21 protein-coding genes are annotated in these 21,437 nt (G+C 67.0%); 15 read left to right on the forward strand and 6 right to left on the reverse strand.

The window, feature by feature from the left end; translation table 11 throughout:
• The first annotated feature begins 129 nt into the window (after positions 1-129).
• Positions 130-480 (forward strand): hypothetical protein, encoded by a 351-nt coding sequence (locus AC3WL2_RS20855; protein ID WP_046855051.1) that lies wholly within the window; start codon positions 130-132, stop codon positions 478-480.
• A 25-nt stretch (positions 481-505) separates the two neighbouring features.
• Here AC3WL2_RS20855 and AC3WL2_RS20860 read toward each other — a convergent pair whose 3' ends face one another.
• Positions 506-958 (reverse strand): Lrp/AsnC family transcriptional regulator, encoded by a 453-nt coding sequence (locus tag AC3WL2_RS20860; RefSeq protein ID WP_046855052.1) that lies wholly within the window; start codon positions 956-958, stop codon positions 506-508.
• A 112-nt stretch (positions 959-1,070) separates the two neighbouring features.
• Between AC3WL2_RS20860 and AC3WL2_RS20865 the strand changes: the two genes are divergently transcribed.
• Positions 1,071-1,685: a LysE family translocator gene (locus AC3WL2_RS20865; RefSeq protein ID WP_102684080.1), complete on the forward strand. Its 615-nt coding sequence runs from the start codon at positions 1,071-1,073 to the stop codon at positions 1,683-1,685.
• Between the two features lie 61 nt (positions 1,686-1,746).
• Positions 1,747-2,214: an FAD/FMN-containing dehydrogenase gene (locus AC3WL2_RS20870; protein ID WP_102684081.1), complete on the forward strand. Its 468-nt coding sequence runs from the start codon at positions 1,747-1,749 to the stop codon at positions 2,212-2,214.
• A gap of 18 nt (positions 2,215-2,232) precedes the next feature.
• Here the strand turns inward: AC3WL2_RS20870 and AC3WL2_RS20875 are convergent, their stop codons facing one another.
• Positions 2,233-2,982 (reverse strand): SIR2 family NAD-dependent protein deacylase, encoded by a 750-nt coding sequence (locus tag AC3WL2_RS20875; protein WP_102684082.1) that lies wholly within the window; start codon positions 2,980-2,982, stop codon positions 2,233-2,235.
• A gap of 127 nt (positions 2,983-3,109) precedes the next feature.
• Here AC3WL2_RS20875 and AC3WL2_RS20880 point away from each other — a divergent pair, with 127 nt between their 5' ends.
• The 4 genes from AC3WL2_RS20880 (at position 3,110) to AC3WL2_RS20895 (ending at position 5,529) form a co-directional block, all read left to right on the forward strand.
• Positions 3,110-3,322 carry a PLDc N-terminal domain-containing protein gene (locus AC3WL2_RS20880; protein WP_031315336.1) on the forward strand — a complete coding sequence of 71 codons (213 nt, stop codon included), beginning with the start codon at positions 3,110-3,112 and terminating at the stop codon, positions 3,320-3,322.
• A 90-nt stretch (positions 3,323-3,412) separates the two neighbouring features.
• Positions 3,413-3,832, forward strand: a complete 420-nt coding sequence (locus AC3WL2_RS20885; RefSeq protein ID WP_102684083.1) for a RidA family protein — start codon at positions 3,413-3,415, stop codon at positions 3,830-3,832.
• A 117-nt stretch (positions 3,833-3,949) separates the two neighbouring features.
• Positions 3,950-4,450, forward strand: a complete 501-nt coding sequence (locus tag AC3WL2_RS20890; protein ID WP_102684084.1) for a GNAT family N-acetyltransferase — start codon at positions 3,950-3,952, stop codon at positions 4,448-4,450.
• Positions 4,451-4,650: 200 nt separating this feature from the next.
• A complete protein-coding gene (locus AC3WL2_RS20895) occupies positions 4,651-5,529 on the forward strand; it encodes a DMT family transporter (protein WP_102684085.1) in 879 nt (292 codons plus the stop codon).
• A 7-nt stretch (positions 5,530-5,536) separates the two neighbouring features.
• On the opposite strand, the gene AC3WL2_RS20900 is transcribed toward AC3WL2_RS20895, so the two are convergent.
• Positions 5,537-6,451, reverse strand: a complete 915-nt coding sequence (locus AC3WL2_RS20900) for an AraC family transcriptional regulator (RefSeq protein ID WP_102684086.1) — start codon at positions 6,449-6,451, stop codon at positions 5,537-5,539.
• Between the two features lie 103 nt (positions 6,452-6,554).
• On the opposite strand from AC3WL2_RS20900, the gene AC3WL2_RS20905 reads away from it, so the two are divergent.
• From AC3WL2_RS20905 to AC3WL2_RS20925, 5 genes are read left to right on the forward strand one after another with little or no spacing between them, the layout of a single operon-like run.
• Entirely contained in the window at positions 6,555-7,115 is a 561-nt protein-coding gene (locus AC3WL2_RS20905) for a carboxymuconolactone decarboxylase family protein (RefSeq protein WP_102684087.1), read from the forward strand.
• Between the two features lie 48 nt (positions 7,116-7,163).
• Positions 7,164-8,228 carry an acyl-CoA dehydrogenase family protein gene (locus tag AC3WL2_RS20910; protein ID WP_102684088.1) on the forward strand — a complete coding sequence of 355 codons (1,065 nt, stop codon included), beginning with the start codon at positions 7,164-7,166 and terminating at the stop codon, positions 8,226-8,228.
• A complete protein-coding gene (locus AC3WL2_RS20915) occupies positions 8,225-9,046 on the forward strand; it encodes an ABC transporter ATP-binding protein (RefSeq protein ID WP_102684089.1) in 822 nt (273 codons plus the stop codon). The genes AC3WL2_RS20910 and AC3WL2_RS20915 overlap by 4 nt, the downstream gene beginning before the upstream one ends.
• Positions 9,033-10,238: an ABC transporter substrate-binding protein gene (locus AC3WL2_RS20920; protein ID WP_102684090.1), complete on the forward strand. Its 1,206-nt coding sequence runs from the start codon at positions 9,033-9,035 to the stop codon at positions 10,236-10,238. Before AC3WL2_RS20915 ends, AC3WL2_RS20920 begins: the two co-directional genes overlap by 14 nt.
• Complete coding sequence (locus AC3WL2_RS20925; RefSeq protein ID WP_102684091.1) at positions 10,238-10,993, forward strand: ABC transporter permease; 756 nt, start codon at positions 10,238-10,240, stop codon at positions 10,991-10,993. The genes AC3WL2_RS20920 and AC3WL2_RS20925 overlap by 1 nt, the downstream gene beginning before the upstream one ends.
• 115 nt (positions 10,994-11,108) lie before the next feature.
• Here AC3WL2_RS20925 and AC3WL2_RS20930 read toward each other — a convergent pair whose 3' ends face one another.
• From AC3WL2_RS20930 to AC3WL2_RS20940, 3 genes are all read right to left on the reverse strand, one after another.
• Positions 11,109-13,277, reverse strand: a complete 2,169-nt coding sequence (locus AC3WL2_RS20930; RefSeq protein WP_102684092.1) for a TonB-dependent siderophore receptor — start codon at positions 13,275-13,277, stop codon at positions 11,109-11,111.
• 150 nt (positions 13,278-13,427) lie between these two features.
• On the reverse strand, positions 13,428-14,270 hold the full coding sequence (locus AC3WL2_RS20935) for a TIGR03915 family putative DNA repair protein (protein ID WP_102684093.1): 843 nt from the start codon (positions 14,268-14,270) through the stop codon (positions 13,428-13,430).
• Positions 14,267-15,487 (reverse strand): putative DNA modification/repair radical SAM protein, encoded by a 1,221-nt coding sequence (locus AC3WL2_RS20940; protein WP_102684094.1) that lies wholly within the window; start codon positions 15,485-15,487, stop codon positions 14,267-14,269. The genes AC3WL2_RS20935 and AC3WL2_RS20940 overlap by 4 nt, the downstream gene beginning before the upstream one ends.
• Positions 15,488-15,700: 213 nt before the next feature.
• Here AC3WL2_RS20940 and AC3WL2_RS20945 point away from each other — a divergent pair, with 213 nt between their 5' ends.
• The 3 genes from AC3WL2_RS20945 to AC3WL2_RS20955 all read left to right on the forward strand — a co-directional run bounded on the left by AC3WL2_RS20945 (position 15,701) and on the right by AC3WL2_RS20955 (position 21,423).
• A complete protein-coding gene (locus tag AC3WL2_RS20945) occupies positions 15,701-16,915 on the forward strand; it encodes a TolC family protein (protein WP_102684095.1) in 1,215 nt (404 codons plus the stop codon).
• 119 nt (positions 16,916-17,034) lie between these two features.
• The gene (locus AC3WL2_RS20950) at positions 17,035-18,261 is read left to right on the forward strand and encodes an efflux RND transporter periplasmic adaptor subunit (protein WP_102684096.1); all 1,227 of its coding nucleotides are present in this window, start codon (positions 17,035-17,037) and stop codon (positions 18,259-18,261) included.
• Between the two features lie 15 nt (positions 18,262-18,276).
• Positions 18,277-21,423, forward strand: coding sequence for an efflux RND transporter permease subunit (locus AC3WL2_RS20955; RefSeq protein ID WP_102684097.1), 3,147 nt, complete (start codon positions 18,277-18,279; stop codon positions 21,421-21,423).
• Positions 21,424-21,437: the final 14 nt, after the last annotated feature.

The following is a 21,437-nucleotide window of genomic DNA, read 5'->3' on the forward strand; positions in this document are numbered from 1 at the left end:
TACGGCGAGGAGCGACAACGCCGCATGAGCGCAAAAAGCGCCGCGAGTTATGGTCGTTATTTGTGAAACACCACACTCGTGCTCCGGCAGTGCTAGAGTCACCTTCTTTTTTTGTCCCGAGGATGGAACATGCGAGCAATTCTGCCGATCACCGTGGCGCTGCTGCTGGCGGGCTGTGCATCGTCGACCATGGAAGCGGCGCGCGGCGGCGCACCCACCGCGCAGCTGGATTCGCACAAGACGCCGGATCTGGTGGCCCAGTGCATTCAGTTCAGCTGGCAGGAAGAGAACACCTTCGGGGTCGACGCCAGCGGCTACCTGGAGGCCCGCAAGCAGGGCGGATTCACCGTGTACACCCGCGAGGCCGAGTCGTTCGTCGACGTCTATGCCCAGGCCGGCGGCACGCGGGTGGACTACTACGCGCAGAAGAACGACGGCATGGCCCTGCGCCGGCGCGCGGCAGCCGCCACCTGCCTGTAGGCCGTACTCGGCCAGCGGCGCAGGGTCACATCGGCAGCAGCCGGTCCTGAATCACTTCCTTCATCACCAGCGTCGAACTCAGGCGCTTCACATTGGGAATGCTGGTCAGTTGCTCGTCATACAGCTTCTGGAAGGCCGGCAGGTCCCTGGCCACCACGTGCAGCAGGTAGTCGGGGTCGCCGAACAGGCGCTGGGCCTCGACGATCTGCGGGATCTCCGCCAGCGCCGCCTCGAAGTCCGCCACCGGCTGGCGGGTCACCTCGCGCAGGGTCACGAACACCAGCGCGGCGAAATTCAAGCCCAGGGCCGCCGGGGCCAGGCGGGCGTGATAACCGAGAATGGCGCCTGTGTCCTCCAGCGCCTTGAGGCGCCGGTGGCAGGGCGACAGGCTCAAGCCCACGCGTTCGGCCAGTTCGGTCACCGACAGGCGCCCGTCTTTTTGCAGCTCGGCAAGGATCTTGCGATCGGTTCGATCCATGGGGAAGATTCTTCCATTGTTCGGCTTGTTGCGGGGAATATACGAAAGAATATCCCTGGGCGATATCCGTAGTCTTTCTTTCACCGAAACCTGTGTGAAAGGAAGGCTCGAAATGGCCATGAGTGTACTGACGGCGTTCTGGGCCGTTTCTCTGCTGTTCGTGATTACCCCCGGTGCCGACTGGGCCTACGCCATCTCGGCCGGCATGCGCGGGCGTTGGGTCGTGCCGGCGGTGGCGGGCATGTTGTCCGGGCATCTGCTCGTCACCCTGGTGGTCGCTGCCGGGGTCGGCAGCCTGATCGCCGGTCACCCGCTGGCGTTGACCTTGCTGACCCTGGCAGGGTGCGTGTACCTGCTGTGGCTGGGCGGCAACCTGCTGCTGAGCCCGGCGGTGCCTGAGGCCGGCGCGGGTGGCGAGCAGGACTCGGGGTCGCGCTGGGCATTCAAGGGCCTGTGCGTCAGCGGCCTCAACCCAAAGGTGTTCCTGCTGTTCCTGGCCTTGCTGCCGCAGTTCACCGACCCGCAGTCGAGCTGGCCGTTGCCGCTGCAGATCCTGCTGCTGGGGTTGGTGCACCTGGGCAGTTCGCTGGTGATCTACCTGATGGTCGGCTACGGCGCCAAGGCCGTGCTGCGCACCCGACCTGCCGCGGCCCAGGCCGTGGGCCGGTTGTCCGGTGGGGTGATGATCCTGATTGCCGTGGGGCTGATTGCCGGGCAGTTGCGTTGAGCCTGTCAAGCACGGCGGGTTGGGCTATGCTGACGGCCCTCACGATTCGGACCGGACCCTCATGAAATACGCCGCCGCACTTCTGCTCAGCCTGCTGGCGCTCGTGGCCCACGCCGCGCAACCTGGCGAAACCCTCGCGCCCTGGACTTTGCTCGACCAGTACGACCAGCCTTACAGCCTGGGGGCCGACACCCAGGTCCTGCTGGTCGCCCGCGACATGGACGGTGCCAAGCTGGTCAAGGCGGCCCTGGCCGAACAGCCCAAAGGCTACCTGGAGGCGCGGCATGCCGTGTTCGTCGCGGATATCCAGCGCATGCCGGCGCTGATCAGCAAGCTGTTCGCCATCCCGGCCATGCGCGACTACAGCTACCGGGTACTGCTCGACCGCGAAGGCCGGGTCGCCAGCCGCTATGCCGGGGACGAAGGCAAGGTGCTGTGGCTGGCGCTGGATAACGGCGTGGTGGCAGCGCGCAACAGCTACGCCGATGCCGATGCCTTGAAGGCTGCGTTGGACCAGGCTGGCCGCTGAACCGGCCTGCCCGGTAGCTCAGGCGAAGGCCTGGCGCAGCAGTTGCGGCAGCACCTCACCCGCCTTGCCGGGCAACATGAACGCCCGCGGGTGCTCGCAGGGCACGGGCTGCGGATTGACATGCACCACCGTTGCCCCCGCCGCCAGTGCCATGCGAGGTATCGAGGCCGCCGGCTGTACCAGGCCTGAGGTGCCTACCGACAGCAGTACATCGCACTGCTGCGCGGCGGCGAATGCCTGCTCCAGTACAGCCTCGGGCAACATCTCGCCAAACCACACCACACCGGGGCGCAGAGGCCCGGCGCAGCAAGCGCAGCGCGGTGGTTCCATACGGCAGCCGTGAGCGGCCTCCTCGGGCAGTGCCACGGGCTCATCCGCCGGGCGCGCGCAGTCCAGGCAGCGAAAGGCATCCAGCCGCCCATGCAGGTGCAGCACGGCGCGGCTGCCGGCGCGTTCGTGCAGGTCGTCGACGTTCTGCGTTACCAGGGGCAGCTTCGGCACCTGCGCGGCCAGCGCGGCGATGGCCAGGTGACCCGCGTTGGGCGCGGCCTTGGCGATCCCGGCGCGGCGCATCTGGTACCAGCCCCAGACCAGCGCCGGGTCGGCGCGAAAGCCCTCGGCGCTGGCCAGCTGCGCCGGATCGAAGCGCGCCCACAGGCCGGTCAGCTTGTCGCGAAACGTGGAGATGCCACTTTCCGCGGACACCCCGGCACCGGTGAACACCACCACGTGGCGGGCCTGGGCAAGCAGCGTCGGATCGAATGGCATGAGGGCTTCCATGGTGCGGTGCAGGGCGGCCGGTCACTGTGCCAGTGGGCCGCGTGCCGGACAAGATCCGAGTGAACCCTCGGCGCGCGCGACAACCCAAGCCAGTACAGCCAATAGGAGAAGACTCATGGAAATCGGAACAATCTGGTTCGTTGTCGCGCTCGTCGTCATCCTCCTGGAAATCTGGGCCATCTGGCACATCATCGGCAGTGACCGGCGCGCCGAGCGCAAGATGCTGTGGGTGGTTTTCGTCGTCTATGCACCGTTCCCGGGCCTGTTGTTCTGGGCCTGGCGTGGGCCGCGCGCGGTGAAGGGCAGGGCGGTGTTGCAGGAAAAATAAGCGCCGATCAAGGTGTGGCAGGCGGGGCTTGACCTCGACCTAACCTGAGGTTTGATACTCGACCGCTCTTTCCATCGATGGAGCGATACCATGACCCAGCCAGCCGCCTTTGCCCTGAGCAACCCCGAAGGCCTCTACGACCCCAGCGGCAATGCCTATTCCCACGTTGCCGAGGTACGCGCCGGCAGCCGCCTGCTGTATATCGCCGGCCAGGGCGGCGAGGACCTGCAGGGCAAGTTGTCGGCACGTTTCGACGAGCAGGCGCGCCAGGCCCTGGTGAACCTGAAGATCGCCCTGGCTTCCCGTGGGGCAACGCTCGAGCACGTGTGCAAGCTCACCCTGCTGGTGGTCGACCATTCCGAGGCGCGGCTGCGCCAGTGGGTGGCCGAGGCCGAGCGTGCCTGGGGCGGCAGGATGACCCCGACCTGCACGTTGATCCCGGTCCCGCGCCTGGCGCTGGACGGCATGCTGGTGGAAGTGGACGCGGTGGCGGCCTTGCCGCAGGGGTGACAAAACCCGTATCCATCGTCGTGGCGACGCGCCGCGAGGATGGATGCGACGCCGCCCCGCTGCAAACACCTGAGCGCCCAGGTAGACTCGCGCTCCCGCATTCATCGAGCCTGTACCATGACCCTCCCCGTCGAACTGCTCCAGACCGGCCCCGAGCATGCCGACCTGGTGCGCAACCTCTACCAGTTCTACGCCTACGAGTCTTCTGGCTGGGAGCAGGAAGATGTCGAGGCGGATGGGCGCTTCTACCTCCATGAGCCACACTTCACCCGCTACTGGCAAACCCCGGGCTGGAGCGCCAGCCTGATACTGGTGGACGGTTTCATCGCCGGCTTCCTGCTCGTCGAGCGCAGTGAACTGCCCGGCATCGACGCCTGGGAGCTGGCCGACCTGTTCGTGCTCAAGAAATATCGCCGCCAGGGCGTGGGCCTGGCGGTAGCGCGGCGCACGCTGTGCGACGGTCAAGGCGACTGGTTGGTGCGGTGCTACGGCGAGGATGCCCCGGCCCTGGCGTTCTGTCAGGCGGTACTGGCCGACCTGCCACGGCCAGTGCAGGAGATTGCCCTGGATGACGAGCCGTCGCTGCGCAATTTCCTGGTGACCCCGCGATTGCACTGAAGGACTGCGGGTCTAGCGCCAGCATGCTTTGTGCCCTCGCTGCCAGCGAAGATCGCTGGCGTTGACGGACAGGTGCGAAAGTGGCCGATCAGCGAACGGAATGTACTGATTGGACCACAATGCTTTGTCCACCCTGTGGCTTCTCTTCTAGAATCCGCCCATGCCTGGGCGTCATGCCGGGGCAATCGCCCGAGAGCCCCATGAGTTCCAGTACACCGTTGTCCGGAGTCAACCAGCCACTGCGCGGTATCGCCCTGGTGGTCGTGGCCACCTTCCTGTTCGCCAGCCACGACGCTTTGTCGAAATTCCTCGGTGGGATCTACCCGGTCATCATGGTGGTGTGGGTCCGTTACCTGGTGCACACCTTGCTGATGGCCGGGATCTTCCTGCCCAAGGCCGGCCTGGCGGTACTGCGCACCCGCCGACCGTTGTTGCAGACCTTGCGTGCGCTGAGCCTGCTCAGCACCAGCCTGCTGTTTACCGCCGGGCTGCAATACCTGCCGCTGGCGGAGGCGACCTCGGTCAACTTCCTCGCTCCGGTGCTGGTCACCGCATTGTCGGTGCCGCTGCTCGGGGAGCGGGTGAGCGCGGGGCAGTGGCTGGCGGTGGTCATGGGCTTCGTCGGCGTGCTGGTGGTGGTGCACCCGGGCGGGGCGATGTTCACCCCGGCAATCCTGTTCCCCTTCGGTTCGGCCCTGGGCTTTTGCTTCTACCAGTTGCTGACGCGCAAGCTGGCGACCCATGACAGCCCGACCACCAGCAACTTCTACGCGGGCTTATGTAACACCCTGATCATGACAGCGCTGGTGCCGTTCTTCTGGCAGACGCCGCAGTGGCCGCATATACCGCTGATGCTGGCGCTGGGCGGTTGCGGGATGACCGCCCACCTGCTGCTGACCCAGGCGTTCCGCCACGCTGCGCCGGCGTTGCTGGCGCCGTTCAGCTATTGCCAGATCGTGTTCGCCGGGTTGCTGGGCCTGGTGGTGTTCGGGCAGGTGCCGGACGGTACGAGCCTGGTGGGCATCGCGGTGATCTGCCTCAGCGGGCTGGGGGCAGCCTGGATGCAGCGGCGGCGTTGAACGGCCCTTAACCCGCGCGTCCTTCGTGCTGTTTGCGGTATGCCCCCGGCTGCACCCCGATGGCCTTGGCGAACGCCCGGGTGAATGCCGCCACCGACTGATACCCCGCCTGCGCGCCTACCTGCTCGACGGTATTGCCAGCCTTGAGCAACTGGCAGGCATGGCGCATGCGCAGCGCCAGCAGCACTTGCCCGGGGGATTGCCCAGCCAGTTCGTTGAAGCGCTTGAAGAACGCCGAGCGCGACAGCCCCGCGCAGGCCGCCATGGCCTCCAGCGTCCAGGCCTGGCCTGGCGCCTCGATCAAGCGCTCCAGCAACCCGGCGAAGGCCGGCTGGCGGGCGAGGGCGACCAGCCCTCCCAGTGCCTGGCCGTCATGCACCTGCTGGCGCAGCACGTAGAGAAACAGCAGGTGGGTCAGGCGCTCCAGCAGCGCCTGCGAGGGTTGCGGGCGGCGGCACTCCTCGAGGATCAGCCCGAACAGCGCCCGCGCCGCGCTGCCGGCCGGATCGCTGGCGCGCAGCAGGATCCAGTCCGCCAGCCCGTCGACGATCAATGACGACAACCCCGACTGAAAGTGGAAGAAACCGCATACCAGCCCCACGCCGTCCCCGGCTTCCAGGTCCAGCGCCCGCATGCTCCGGCGCGGCTGGGCACAGGCGTTGGCGGCATCCTCGTCGCCGGACAACCGATAGGCCAGGTCACGCAAGAGGAATACCGCGTCGCCGCTTTCCAGGCGCAGCGGCTGCGCCTGGCCGTCGATGTGCAGCCAGCAATGGCCCTGCACCACCAGGTGGAAGCTGGCCCGGCCCAGGCCTTGGGTGCTGGCGTGCCAGCCGCCGCAGTAGCGGCCTACATGGAACAGGCTGGCATCGAGCTCCAGGCTCTCTAATAACCAATCGACGAGGGGGCTGGAAGAAATCATCTAATGCAAGGACTCTGGAGCAAGGAAAGACGACTGATGAATATGGATGCTACTTCTTATAACCAACAGACTGTAGCGACCTACATCAAAGGAGACCACTCCAATGTCCGCGCGCATCACTCTACACAGTCTGCAGACCGCTCCGGAAGCCGCCCGCCCGTTCCTCGAGAACGCGCAGAAGAACTCCGGCTTCATCCCCAACCTGCTGGGCATCCTGGCCAACGCCCCGGCGGCGCTGGAAACCTACGTCACCGTTTCGGCGCTCAACGGCAAGTCCGAGCTGACCCTGGCCGAGCGCGAAGTGGTGCAGCTGATCGCCGCCACCCAGCACGGTTGCGACTTCTGTGTCGCCGGCCACACCGCGGTGGCCCTGAACAAGGCCAAGCTGCCTCAGGAAGTGGTCGATGCCCTGCGTGCCCGCGGCGAACTGCCCGACGCCCGCTACGAGACCCTGGCCGCGTTCGCCCGTGAAGTGATCGCCACCCGTGGCAACGTCAGCGACGCCACCTACCAGGCCTTCCGTGAAGCCGGTTTCAGCGAAGGCAACGCGCTGGAAGTGATTCTCGGTATCAGCCTCGCAACCCTGTGCAACTTTGCTAATGTGTTCGCCCAGACGCCGCTCAACGACGAGCTCGGCAAATACCGCTGGCAGCCTTCGGCCTGACCGAGGCCTGATGCCGGCGCGCCCGGCGTTTCAAAAGGAGTTAGGGACATGCTTGACCATGCATTTCGACAATGGCTGGATGCCAATGCCGAGGCCATTGACCAGGGCCAGTGCGATCCGCACCTGGTGCTGGCGCAGATCGCCGAGTCGCAGTTGCTGCGCATCGGCGTCGACCCGACCCTGGGTGGCACGGGCGGCGACGTCAGCGAGGCGGTCGAGGCCATCGCCGCCATCGCCAGCCGGTCGCTGGCCGCGGCCTTCGTCTGCTGGGGTCAGCGCGCCTTCATCGAATACCTGCTGCAAAGCCCCAACCGGGAGCTGTGCAAACGGCTGATGCCCGACCTGCTCAAGGGCGAACTTGCCGGGGCCACCGGCCTGTCCAATGCCATGAAGTTCCTCTCTGGCATCGAGGCCTTGCAGGTGCGTGGCCGCCTTGCGGCCGATGGCTGGAACCTCGAAGGCCGGCTGCATTGGGTGACCAACCTGCGCAAGCGCGGTTTCGTGGTGGCGGCGGCTGTCGAGGATGACGCCGGCGGCGCGCCGTTCGTGGTCGCCATACCCTCCAACGCGCCGGGCCTGGAGCGTTCCGACGATCTGCAACTGATGGGCCTGCAGTCGAGCAACACCGCGGCGCTGGCGTTCCACCAGGTGCCACTGGCCCGCGACTGGCTGCTGCATGACAACGCCCGCGAGTTCCTGCCCAAGGTTCGCCCGGCGTTCCTGGCGCTGCAGTGCGGCATGGCCATGGGCCTGGCCCGGCGCGCGCTGGATGAAGTGCAGGAACACCTGCAAGGCCGTGGCGCGTTCCTCGAAGAGGCCCGCCAGGTGCTCAAGGAACGCCTGGAGAATACTGTCGGCGAGCTCAAGCAGGGGCTGCTCGACGGGCGCTTCCAGGGCCAACCGGCCGCCTTGTTCAAGTTGCGCATCACCCTCGCCGAATGCGCCGCCGATGCCGTGCAGCTGGAGCTTCAGGCCAGCGGTGGCAAGGCCTACCTGACGGCCTATGGTGAAGGCTTCGCCCGGCGTTGGCGCGAGTCGGCGTTCGTGCCGATCGTCACCCCGAGCCTGGTGCAACTGCGCGCCGAACTGCAACGCCAGGCGGCCAGCGCATGACCGAGGTGCTGCTCGAAGCCAGTGAGATCAGCCTGGGCTACCCGCGCGACGGTGGCTGGCAGGCGGTGCTGGAACAGTTCGACCTGGCGCTGGCGCCCGGCGAGGTGGTGACCATCCTTGGCCCAAGCGGGGTCGGCAAGTCCAGCCTGTTGCGCGTACTGGCCGGGCTGCAGCAGCCCCGTGGCGGTAGCGTGCACCTGCGCGGCGAGCCACTGCAGGGCCCGCACCCGCGCCTTGCGGTGGCGTTCCAGGACCCAAGCCTGCTGCCCTGGCTGAGCCTGGAAAAGAACGTCGCCTTCGGCCTCGACTTCGCCCGCCAGCCCAAGCTGGCCGCGGCCGAGCGGCGTGCACGGATCGACCACGCCATCGACGCGGTGGGCCTGGCCCATGCCCGTGGGCAGTACCCGGCGCAACTGTCCGGCGGCATGGCCCAGCGCACCGCGCTGGCCCGCTGCCTGGCGCGCCAACCCGAGGTGCTGTTGCTGGACGAGCCGTTCGGCGCGCTGGACGAGGTGACCCGCGCCGACATGCAGCAACTGCTGCTGCAACTGATCGCCACCCACAACACCGCCGCCGTGCTGATCACCCACGACATCGACGAAGCCCTGCTGTTGTCCGACCGCGTGCTGCTACTGGGCAACCACCCGGCGCGCACCCTCGGTCAGTGGCACATCGACCTGCCGCAGCCGCGCGCGCAGCGGGTCGAGGAGCTGGGCGCACTGCGTATCGAAATCCTCAAAACCCTTCGGCGGGCAAGCCGCACAGCTGAACCCACCCCATCCCCCTTGCCCTCGGAGGCTGTCCATGTGCATGGATGACTGCTGTTCCACCACGTCCCGTCGCGATTTTCTCAAGTTGAGCGCCATGCTCACCGCCGCCGGCGCCGTGCCGTTGCTGTCGAGCCTGCAGGCACGCGCCGCCGCCGAGCCGGACGCGCCGGTGCGCATCGGCTACCTGCCGATCACCGATGCCACGCCACTGCTGGTGGCGCACAACAACGGCCTGTTCGAGGCCGAGGGCATCAAGGCCGAGCGCCCGGTGTTGCTGCGCAGCTGGGCACAGGTGATCGAGGCGTTCATCTCCGGGCAGGTCAACGTCATCCACCTGCTGTCGCCGATGACCGTGTGGGCGCGCTACGGCAGCAAGGTGCCAGCCAAGGTCGTGGCCTGGAACCACGTCGGCGGCTCGGGCCTGACCGTGGCCCCGGACATCACCGACATGAAGCAGCTCGGCGGCAAGACCGTGGCCATTCCGTTCTGGTACTCGATCCACAACGTGGTGCTGCAGCAGATGCTCACCGACAACGGCCTGAAGCCTGTGTCCAAGCCCGCCACCGCGCAGCTGGCGGACAACGAAGTCAACCTGCTGGTGCTGCCGCCTTCGGACATGCCGCCGGCCCTGGCCAGCAAGCGCATCGCCGGCTATATCGTCGCCGAACCGTTCAACGCCCTGGCCGAGAACCTCAAGGTCGGCCGCGTGCAACGCTTCACCGGCGATGTCTGGCGCAACCACGCCTGCTGCGTGGTGTTCATGCACGAGCACGACCTGAACAATCGCCCGGAGTGGTCGCAGAAGGTGGTCAACGCCATCGTCAAGGCCCAGCACTGGACCCGCGAGCACCGCGCCGAGGCCGCGGCGTTGCTGTCCAAGGCCGGCCCCAACAAGTACACCCCGCACGAACCGGCGGTGCTGACCAAGGTGCTGGCGCCATCGGCCGATGACCGTGCCGGCTACATCGCCAGTGGCGCGATCCAGCACCAACAGTGGGACGAGAAACGCATCGACTTCCAGCCTTATCCGTTCCCCAGCTACACCGAGGAGTTGGTCAAGCGCCTGAAGAACACCCTGATCGTCGGCGAGAGCGATTTCCTTGCCGCCCTCGATCCGGCCCAGACTGCCCGCGACCTGGTGGACGATCGCTTCGTGCGCAACGCCATCGCCGCGGTGGGTGGCCCGGCGGCGTTCGGCATTGCCGAGAATTTCCAGCGTAGCGAGGAGTTCGCGGTCTGATGCGCAGGCATTTCGTGCATGGCGCCCTGGGCCTGGCGGGCCTGGCGGCGCTGCTGTTGCTGTGGTGGGCGGGGGTGCGCCTGTTCGGCGCCGCCGATGGCCTGTCGGCGCGCTTCGCGCCCCAGGCCACGTTGCAAAGCCTGATCGAGCTGCTGGGGCAGGGTGAGGTCTACGGGCATATCTGGGTGAGCCTCGAGCGTATCCTCATCGGCCTGCTGCTGGCGCTGCTGATTGGTGTGCCGTTGGGCCTGCTGGTGGGCAGCTATCGCCACCTGGAGGCGGCGACCACGCCGGCATTCCAGTTCCTGCGCATGATCTCGCCGCTGTCGTGGATGCCGGTGGTGGTGATGCTGATGGGCGTGGGCGACCAGCCGATCTACTTCCTGCTGGCCTTCGCCGCGCTGTGGCCGATCCTGCTCAACACCGCCGCCGGGGTGCGCCAGCTCGACCCGCGCTGGCTGCAGTTGAGCCGCAGCCTCAGCGCCACGCGCTGGGAGACGTTGTGCAAGGTGATCATCCCCGGGGTGATCGGCCATGTGCTGACCGGCGTGCGCCTGGCCATCGGCATCCTGTGGATCGTGCTGGTGCCGTGCGAAATGCTCGGGGTGAGTGCCGGGCTTGGCTATTTCATCCTCGACACCCGCGACCGCCTGGCCTATTCGGAGCTGATGGCGATGGTGCTGCTGATCGGCGCACTGGGGTTCATGCTCGATGCCTTGGCGCGGGCGCTGCATCGACGTTGGGTGCATGCCTGAACAAAGAAGGCGCGTATAGCGAATCCTGGCGCGGATCTATGGGGGCGGCGTAGCGCAGCGCCCACAAAGTCCGCGTTCAATCTTGGTATCAAGCGCATCCCTGCGCCTGAGCTGGTCAGAAGCTGTACTTGGCGGTCAGCATCAGGTTGCGCGGATCGCCAAAGGTGTCGCCCCCGTAGTTCACCGAGCTGGAAATCGACGAGTAGTACTTCCTGTCGAACACGTTGTTGGCATTGAGCTGCAGGTCCAGGTGCTGGTTGACCGCGTAGCCGGCCATCAGGTCGGTCACCGCGTAGGCACCTTGCTCAAGGCGGTAGCGGCCGCCATCGGCCACGCTGAAGTCGTTGTACATGCGGCTCTGCCAGGTGACGCCGCCACCGACGCGCAGTTTTTCCAGCGGGCCCTGGAAGCGGTAGGTGGTGAACAGCTTGAGCTGGTGCTCGGGGGTGTCGGAGGACAGCGGCTTGTTGACGTTGGCGGGGTTCTTGGCGTCCTTGATGGTGTGCACGCGGGCGTAGGTGTAGCCGGCACCGATCTGCCATTGCTCGGTCAGCGCGCCTTGCACCTCGAAGTCGATACCCTGGCTGCGCACCTCGCCGGAGGCTTCGTAGCAGGTGAACTGGCCCGCTCGGCAGACGCTCTTGTCGTCCACCTCGACCGCGCGGTTTTCCTGGTCGATGCGGAACACGGCAAGGCTGGCATTGAGCGCGCCATCGAAGTATTCACCCTTGATGCCTACCTCGTAGTTCTTGCCTTCGATCGGCCGCACCGGCGTGCCGCTGCTGTTCTGGCTGTCCTGTGGCTGGAAGATATCGGTATAGCTGGCGTAGACCGAGTGGTGTTGGTCCAGCTCGTAGATCAGGCCGGCATAGCGGGTGACGTTGCGGGTCACTTTGTAGTCGCCATCGTTGCTGCCGCGCTTGTCGTAGTCGTACCAGTCCAGGCGCCCACCGAGGATCAGCTTGAGCGGGTCGGCCAGGCTCAGGCGAGTGGTGGTGTACACGCCTTCCTGGTTGATCAGGTAGCGGCTGCTGCTGGTGTGCAGGAAGTCGGGCTTGCCGCCGTCGATGGGGTAGTCCATGTCGTAGGGGCTGTAGTTGCGCTCGCTCATGTCGTAGATGCGCTTGCTGGCGCCGACCACCAGTTCGTGGGTGCGCCCGAATGCCTCGAACGGGCCGCTGGCGAAGGTGTCCAGGCCCAGTTGGTTCTCGTCGTGGGCCGACTGGTAGACCGTTCGGCTCAGCGGCTTGGCCAGGTCCCAGCGCGACTGGTAGGAGCCGCGGAACAGCGCGTTCTGCTCACTGTAGGTGGCGTTGACCTGCAGCTTCCAGTCATTGGCCAGGCGCTGGCGCACCTCGGCGAACAGGGTATTGATCTCCTGGTCCTTTACCTCCCAGTCGGTGGCCGGGTTATAGGAGCGTGGCAGGTCCAGGTGATGGCCGTCGAGGGCGCTGGGGATCGCGCCCCAGAACACGTTGGTCTTGTCCTTCTGGTGGGAGAGGCCGAGGGTGAGGGTGGTGTCTTCGCTCAGGTCGGCCTCGGTGATCGCGTAGAACAGCCCGTGGTCCTCCTGCTGGCCGTCACGGAAGCCGTTGGCGTCCTGGTACGAGGCCACCACGCGGCCGCGCAGGGTGCCGCTGTCGTTGAGCGGGCTGGAGGCGTCCAGTTCGCCGCGGTAGTTGTCCCAACTGCCGGCGGCGCCGGTGAGGGTGACTTTCTGCTCCGCCAGCGGGCGCTTGCGCACCAGGTTGATCGCCGCCGAGGGCGTGCCGGAACCGGTGACCAGGCCGGTGGCGCCGCGTACCACTTCCACCCGGTCGAACATCGCCAGGTTCGGCTGCGCACCGACCACCCAGCCGGTGTAGGCGCTGGGGATGCCGTCGTACATGATGTTGTCGACGTCGAAGCCACGGGCCTTGTAGGTCTGCCGGCCTGGGCCGTTGGACTGGTTGAGGAACAGGCCCGGGGTGAACCTGGCCACGTCGTTGATGCTGGTCATGCCCTGGTCGTCCATGCGCTGGCGGGTGATCACCGTTACCGCCTGGGGCGTTTCGCGCATGGTCAGCGGCAACTTGGTGGCGGTGGACATGGCACCGGTGGTGTACGACTTCGATCCCTCGGTGGTGCTGCCCAGGCTGCTGTCGTCAATAGCCGTGGCGCCCAGCTCGATCACGGCAGGGGCCTGTTCGGCTGCCAGCGCGGGCGTGACGGTCGCCATGCAGATGGCCATGGCCAGCAGGTTGCGGGTTGGCGCGAAACGGTGGGGCAAGGGAAGCGATGACATGCCGAGCTTTATCCTTATTACTAGTGCTTATGAGAATGATTAGCAATAAGTATGTCGGGATTGCCCGGTCAAGAACAGGGTGGATGCATTGGAAATGATGAAATTTTCACAATTTTCTATTCGAATGGATTGTTTCTCCGGCTTTCGTGGCTACCGGTCCGCGCTACCTGGGCCAATCCGTTTACCTTGTTGTCGACCTATTTCCAGCGCTTGGCCATCGCGTTGCTTGCCGTGCCGTGCCTGGCCCACCAGCTCGGGGATCAGCGGCCCCTCGGGCAGATGACGCCAGAAGCGTCCGGGCAGATGCTGGCGTAGAGCGCCGGGGTTGAGCCGGGCAGGGTTGAAGGTGTGCCGGTAGTAGGCCAGCCACAGTTCGGCCCCAGGGTCGTCGGCGTTGCGCGCCCATTGCCGCCAGTCTTCCGGGCATTGGCGACGGTAGTCCAGTTGCGCGCCGTCGTAGCGGATGCCGTCGTGGGGCGTGGCGATCAGCCAGCGCTGGCGGCCCAGGCGTTCGGCGAAGTGCGCGCTGGCGCTGTCGAGGATGTCATGCGCGGGTTCGTGGTAGGCCACCAGGTCCAGTTGCAGCTGCTCGGCCAGCGTCTCGGGCAGTGGCACGAAGCGCACGAAGGCATGCAGATGGTGAGCCTCGCGTCCGACCTGGCGGATGCGCCGTTGCAACTCGCTGCCCAGGCGGTCGCCGGCCAGCATCGCGGTGCGATCGCCATGGGCGACGCGCCAGAGCACCTCGTACAACAGGTTCCAGCGCTGCTCGCCGCGGTAGCGCCCGGCCTGTTCCAGCTGGGCCAGCAGCGCCGCTGGCACTCGGGCGTGGAACGGGCCGGGGCCTGCGGGCAGGGGCGTGGGCACGGCCAGCAAGTCATCCATCCAGGTCTGGCCCCAGGTCACCGTGGCCGGGTCGATGCCGTGGCCGAGCAGTTGGCGGGCCTGGTCGCGCCAGGTGGCGAAGTCATCGCCGCACTCCAGCGCGATCATCCCCACAGCCCCATCTGCACGGGCGCCTGAGGTTCACGCAGGCGGGCCCTCAGCAGGCCGCTGCGCAGCTCGGCCTGGGCCGGGCGGTAGTCACTGGTGACGATGAACGGGCGGGCCTTCTCCAGCACGCAGCGCAACTGAATCAGGTCGTCGTAGCGGATGCGCCGCTCCCGGCGCAGGGCGACCAGGCGCTGCACGCTGCGCAGGCCGATACCGGGGATGCGCGCCAGCAACGCCGGTTCGGCGCGGTTGACGTCCAGCGGGAAGACCTCGCGGTTGGCCAGCGCCCAGGCCAGCTTGGGGTCGATGTCCAGGGCCAGGTTGCCGGTCTCGCCCAGCAGTTCGCCGGCCTTGTAGCCGTAACCGCGCAGGAGGAAGTCGGCCTGGTACAGGCGGTGTTCGCGCAGCAGCGGCGGTGCGGCCAGGGGCACGCTGGAGGGGCTGTCGGGGATCGGGCTGAAGGCGGAGTAATAGACCCGTTTGAGGCCATAGCCCTGGTACAGCGACTCGGCGTTGCGCAGCAAGGTGCTGTCGTCGGTGGCGTCGGCGCCGACGATCACCTGGGTGCTCTGCCCGGCGGGGGTGAAGCGTGGTGCCCGTGGTTCGCCGGCGACGGCCTGCTGGCCGTGGTGGATCACGCCCATGGCCTGGCGGATGGTGCTGGCGCGCTTTTCCGGGGCCAGGCGCTGAAGGCTGGCGTCGGTGGGCAGTTCGATGTTCACGCTCAGCCGATCGGCCAGGCGCCCGGCCTCCTCGATCAGCAGCGGGTCGGCGTCGGGGATGGTCTTGAGGTGGATGTAACCGCGAAAGGCATGCTCTTCGCGCAGCAGGCGCGCCACCCGGATCAGTTGCTCCATGGTGTAGTCGGCCGAGCGGATGATGCCTGAGCTGAGGAACAGGCCGCTGATGCAGTTGCGCCGGTAGAAATCCAGGGTCAGGCGCACCACCTCCTCGGGGCTGAAGCGTGCCCGGGGCACGTTGCTGGAGCGGCGATTGACGCAGTACTGGCAGTCGTACAGGCAGAAGTTGGTCAGCAGCACCTTGAGCAGCGACACGCAGCGGCCATCGGGGGTGTAGCTGTGGCAGATGCCCATGCCATCGGTGGCGCCGAGGCCGTCGCGGCCGCGCGAGCTGCGCTTGGGCGCGCCGCTGCTGGCGCAGGACGCGTCGTACTTGGCGGCGTCGGCGAGGATGCCGAGTTTGGCGATGAGTTGCATGGGGTGGTCCACTGAATACTGAATATTCATACAGTATTTCGGGGTTGGTCTGATGGCAAGGGCTTCTGATCGGCCAGGCGCTGCCAAGTCCCCCGTGGAACGCCCGAGCGCTCGATTACAGAATTGTAATCTTCACGCCACCCCCCAGATAACCAAGGCTCCCTAAAGTCCCTCGCCAAAGCATTCCGCCGCTTGTCGACGAGGACTTCCGCCGTGCCCATCCCCCGCAAGATCGCCTTGCTCTGCCTGTTGCTGGCCGGCCCTGCCGGCGCCGAGGGCCTGAGCCTGGACCAGGCGCTCGACGCCGCCTTTGCCCAGAACCCGGACTTCGCCGCCATCGGCCGTGAGATCGGCATCGCCGAAGGCGAGCGCCGCCAGGCCGGGCTGATCCCCAACCCCGAGCTGTCCTGGGAGGTCGAGGACACCCGCCGCGACACCAGCACCACCACCGTGACCCTCAGCCAGGCCCTGGAACTGGGCGGCAAGCGCGGTGCACGGATCGAAGTGGCCGAGACCGGCCAGGCGATCGCCCGGCTGGAGCTCGAGCGTCAGCGCAACAGCCTGCGTGCCGATGTGATCCAGGCCTTCCATGCCGCTTTGCGGGCACAGACCGCGCTGGAGTTGGCGCAACAGTCGCAGGCGCTGACCGAGCGTGGCCTGCGGGTGGTGGAAGGGCGGGTGCGAGCCGGACAGTCCTCGCCGGTGGAGGCCACCCGCGCCCAGGTTCAGCTGGCCCAGGCCGAGGCGGCGGTGCGTCGGGCGCGCACCGAACGTGGCGTGGCCAACCAGACCCTGGCGCGTCTGACGGGCAGTGCCGAGGCCGGCTTCGACCGGCTCGACGCGAGCAACCTCTCACCCGGCCCGGCGCCGCAGACCGAGCCCTTGCTGGCCAAGGTCGAGCAGACCGCCGAGTGGCGCCTGGCCGCGGCGCAGATCGAGCGTGGCGATGCCAGCCTCGGTTCCGAGAAGGCCCAGCGCATCCCCAACCTGACCGTCAGCCTGGGCAGCCAGTACAGCCGTGAGGCGCGTGAGCGGGTCAATGTGGTGGGGTTGTCCATGCCGCTGCCGCTGTTCGACCGCAACCAGGGCAACGTACTGGCCGCCGCGCGCCGCGCCGACCAGGCCCGTGACCTGCGCAACGCCGTCGAACTGCGCCTGCGCAGTGAAACCCGCAGTGCCCTGGAGCAGTGGGGCACGGCCATGGGCGAGGTGCAGGCGTATGACCGCACCATCCTGCCCGCCGCCCAGCAGGCGGTGGACACCGCCACCCGAGGTTTCGAGATGGGCAAGTTCGCCTTCCTCGATGTGCTCGATGCCCAGCGCACGCTGATCGAGGCGCGCGGGCTTTACCTTGACGCGCTGGCCCAGGCGACCGATGCGCGAGCGCAGGTGGAACGCATCTACGGCGAGCTTCCGACAGGACTGTGAACGGGGGCTGCTGCGCAGCCCTATCGCCGGCGAGCCGGCTCCCACTCGAATCCGCGTCAACCCTTGTGGGAGCCGGCTCACCGGCGATCTGACAGACGACATTTCAAGCAGGAGCAACAATGACCAACCCACGCAAGCTCGCCATCCTCGCCGCCGCCCTGGCCGTTATCGGCCTCGGTGGCGCGGCCTGGACCGGCACCCTTGGCAAGGCCGGCGGCGGCCAGGCCCAACACGACGACCACGGCGAAGCCGGCCATGGCCATGACGAAGAGAAGGACGACGGACACGGCCACGGCGAGTCCGCAGGCGAGGGGCATGGCGAGGAGGAGGGCCAACTGCACCTGACTGCCGAGCAGATCCGGGCCGCCGGTGTGCAGCTGGCCACCGCCGGCCCGCGCACCTTGGGCACTGCCATCAATTTCCCTGGCGAAATCCGTTTCGACGAAGACCGCACCGCTCATGTGGTGCCACGGGTTCCTGGCGTGGTCGAGTCGGTGCAGGCCGAGCTGGGCCAGGCGGTCAAGCGTGGCCAGGTGCTGGCGGTTATCGCCAGCCAGCAGATCTCTGAGCTGCGCAGCGAACAGCAGGCCGCGCAACGGCGCCTGGAGCTGGCGCGATTGACCTTCGAGCGTGAAAAACAGTTGTGGCAGGAGCGCATCAGCGCCGAGCAGGACTACCTGCTGGCCCGCCAGGCGCTGCAGGAGGCCGAGATCGCCGCCGCCAACGCCGGGCAGAAGGTCGCCGCGGTGGCGCCGGCCGGCAAGGGCAACCGCTACGAGCTGCGCGCACCGTTCGACGCGATGGTAGTGGAAAAGCACCTGACCGTGGGCGAGGTGGTGGACGAGACCAGCAATGCCTTCACGCTATCCGACCTGAGCCGGGTCTGGGCCACCTTCGCCGTGGCCCCGCGCGACCTGGACAAGGTGGTCAGTGGCCGTGGCGTCACCGTCAGCGCGCCGGACCTCGGCGCCCAGGTGGAGGGCAAGGTCAACTACGTCGGCAGCCTGCTCGGCGAGCAGAACCGCGCCGCCACCGTGCGCGCCACCCTGGCCAACCCCAATGGCGCCTGGCGTCCCGGGTTGTTCGTCAATATCGCGGTTACGGTCGAACGCTTCGACGCCGCGGTGGTGGTGCCGGAAAGCGCCCTGCAGACCTGGGAAGAGCAGACCGTGGTGTTCGCCCGCACCGATGAAGGGTTCGCGGCCCGTCCGGTCAAGCCCGGCCGGCGTGATGCCGGCCAGGTGGAGATCCGTGAAGGCCTGGCCGCCGGTACCGAGGTGGCCGCCGCCGGCAGCTTCGTCCTCAAGTCCGAGCTGGGTAAAGGCTCGGCCGAACACAGCCACTGACCGGGGACGCTTTTCATGTTCGAACGCCTGATCCAATTCGCCATCGAGCAACGCCTGGTGGTAATGCTCGCCGTGGTACTGATGGCCGCCGTGGGCATCCACAGCTACCAGAAGCTGCCCATCGACGCCGTGCCCGACATTACCAACGTGCAGGTGCAGATCAACACCGCCGCGCCCGGCTATTCGCCCCTGGAGACCGAGCAGCGCATCACCTTCGCCATCGAGACCGCCATGGCCGGGTTGCCGGGCCTGAAGCAGACCCGCTCGCTGTCGCGCTCGGGCTTGTCGCAGGTGACGGTGATCTTCGATGATGGCACCGATATCTTCTTCGCCCGGCAACTGGTCAACGAGCGCCTGCAGGTGGCCCGCGAACAGTTGCCCGAGGGCATCGAGGCGGCCATGGGGCCGATCTCCACCGGCCTTGGCGAGATCTTCCTGTGGACGGTCGAGGCCAAGGAGGGCGCCGTGAAGGACGACGGCACGCCCTATACCGCCACCGACCTGCGGGTGATCCAGGACTGGATCATCAAGCCGCAGCTGCGCAATGTGCCGGGTGTGGCCGAAGTCAACAGCATCGGCGGCCATGCCAAGCAGTACCTGATCGCCCCGGAACCCAAGCGCCTGGCAGCCTACAAGCTGACCCTCAACGATCTGGTCGCCGCCCTGGAGCGCAACAACGCCAACGTCGGCGCCGGCTATATCGAACGCAACGGCGAGCAATTGCTGATCCGTGCCCCGGGCCAGGTGGCTTCGGCCGAGGACATCGCCAGCATCGTCATCTCCAGCGTCGACGGCACGCCGATCCGCGTCAGCCACGTGGCCCAGGTCGGCCTGGGCCAGGAGCTGCGCTCCGGCGCCGCCACCGAGAACGGCCGGGAAGTGGTGCTGGGCACGGTATTCATGCTGATCGGCGAGAACAGCCGCACGGTGTCCCAGGCGGTGGCGGCCAAGCTCGAGGAGATCAACCGCAGCCTGCCCAAGGGGGTGGTGGCGATCACCGTGTACGACCGCACCAACCTGGTGGAAAAGGCCATCGCCACGGTGAAGAAGAACCTCATCGAAGGCGCGATCCTGGTCATCGCGGTGTTGTTCCTGTTCCTGGGCAACATCCGCGCGGCGCTGATCACCGCCATGGTCATCCCATTGTCGATGCTGTTCACCTTCACCGGCATGTTCAGCAACAAGGTCAGCGCCAACCTGATGAGCCTGGGGGCACTGGACTTCGGCATCATCGTCGACGGCGCGGTGGTGATCGTCGAGAACGCCATCCGCCGCCTGGCACATGCCCAGCAGCATCATGGCCGCATGCTGACCCGTTCCGAGCGCTTCCACGAAGTGTTTGCCGCCGCCCGCGAGGCGCGCCGGCCGCTGATCTACGGGCAGTTGATCATCATGGTGGTGTACCTGCCGATCTTTGCCCTGACCGGGGTCGAGGGCAAGATGTTCCACCCCATGGCTTTCACCGTGGTGATGGCGTTGCTGGGGGCGATGATCCTCTCGGTGACCTTTGTCCCGGCGGCCCTCGCGCTGTTCGTCACCGGCAAGGTGAAGGAAGAAGAAGGCGTGGTCATGCGCGCTGCCCGCCGCCGTTACGCCCCGGTGCTGGAGTGGGTGCTGGGCCGGCGCAACCTGGCCTTTGCCGGCGCCGCGACCCTGGTGCTGCTGTCCGGCTTGCTGGCCAGCCGCATGGGCAGCGAATTCATCCCCAGCCTCAGCGAAGGCGACTTCGCCCTGCAGGCCCTGCGCGTGCCAGGCACCAGCCTGTCGCAGTCGGTGGACATGCAGCAGCGCCTGGAGAAGACCATCATCGAGCGGGTGCCGGAGGTGGAGCGGGTGTTCGCCCGCACGGGCACCGCCGAGATCGCCTCCGACCCGATGCCGCCGAACATTTCCGACGCCTATGTGATGCTCAAGCCGCGCGAGCAGTGGCCGGACCAGGGCAAGTCACGTGACGCCCTGATCACCGAGGTACAGCAGGCGGCAGCCAGCGTGCCGGGCAGCAACTACGAGCTGTCGCAGCCGATCCAGCTGCGCTTCAACGAGCTGATTTCCGGGGTGCGCAGCGACGTGGCGGTTAAGGTGTTCGGCGACGACATGGAGGTGCTCAACCGCACCGCCGCGCAGATCGCCGCCAGCTTGCAGAACGTGACAGGGGCGTCCGAGGTGAAGGTCGAGCAGACCACCGGCCTGCCGGTGCTGACCATCGATATCGACCGCGACAAGGCCGCTCGCCACGGCCTGAACGTGGGCGATGTGCAGGACGCCATCGCCATTGCCGTGGGGGGCCGTACTGCCGGTACCCTTTATGAAGGCGACCGTCGTTTCGACATGGTGGTGCGCCTGTCCGAGGCGCTGCGCACCGATGTCGATGGCTTGGCGAGCCTGCTCATCCCGGTGCCGGCCAGTGCCGCCGCAGGCGCTGCGCAGATCGGCTTCATCCCGCTGTCCCAGGTGGCCACGCTGAACTTGCAATTGGGGCCCAACCAGGTCAGCCGCGAGGATGGCAAGCGCGTGGTGGTGGTCAGCGCCAACGTGCGCGGGCGTGACCTGGGCTCGTTCGTCGAGGAAGCTTCGCAGACCTTGATCGACCAGGTGCAGATCCCACCGGGCTACTGGACCCGCTGGGGTGGTCAGTTCGAGCAGTTGCAGTCGGCGGCCGAGCGCTTGCGCGTGGTGGTGCCGGTCTCACTGCTGCTGGTCATGGCCTTGCTGCTGATGATGTTCAACAACCTCAAGGATGGCCTGCTGGTGTTCACCGGGATTCCTTTCGCCCTCACCGGTGGCGTGCTGGCGCTGTGGCTGCGCGACATTCCGCTGTCGATCTCGGCGGGCGTGGGCTTTATCGCGCTTTCCGGGGTGGCGGTGCTCAACGGTCTGGTGATGATCGCCTTCATCCGCAACCTGCGTGAGGAAGGGCGCGGCCTGCGTGCCGCAGTCGAAGAGGGCGCCCTGACCCGTTTGCGGCCAGTGCTGATGACCGCGCTGGTGGCATCGCTCGGGTTCATCCCGATGGCCCTGGCCACCGGTACCGGTGCCGAGGTGCAGCGGCCGCTGGCGACGGTGGTGATCGGCGGGATCCTGTCGTCGACGGCGCTGACCTTGCTGGTGCTGCCGGCGTTGTACCAGTGGGCGCACCGGCGCGATGAGGCCGAGACTGTGTGAGCCTCTATCGCGGG

It is taken from the genome of Pseudomonas sp. FW305-96 (assembly GCF_058783825.1).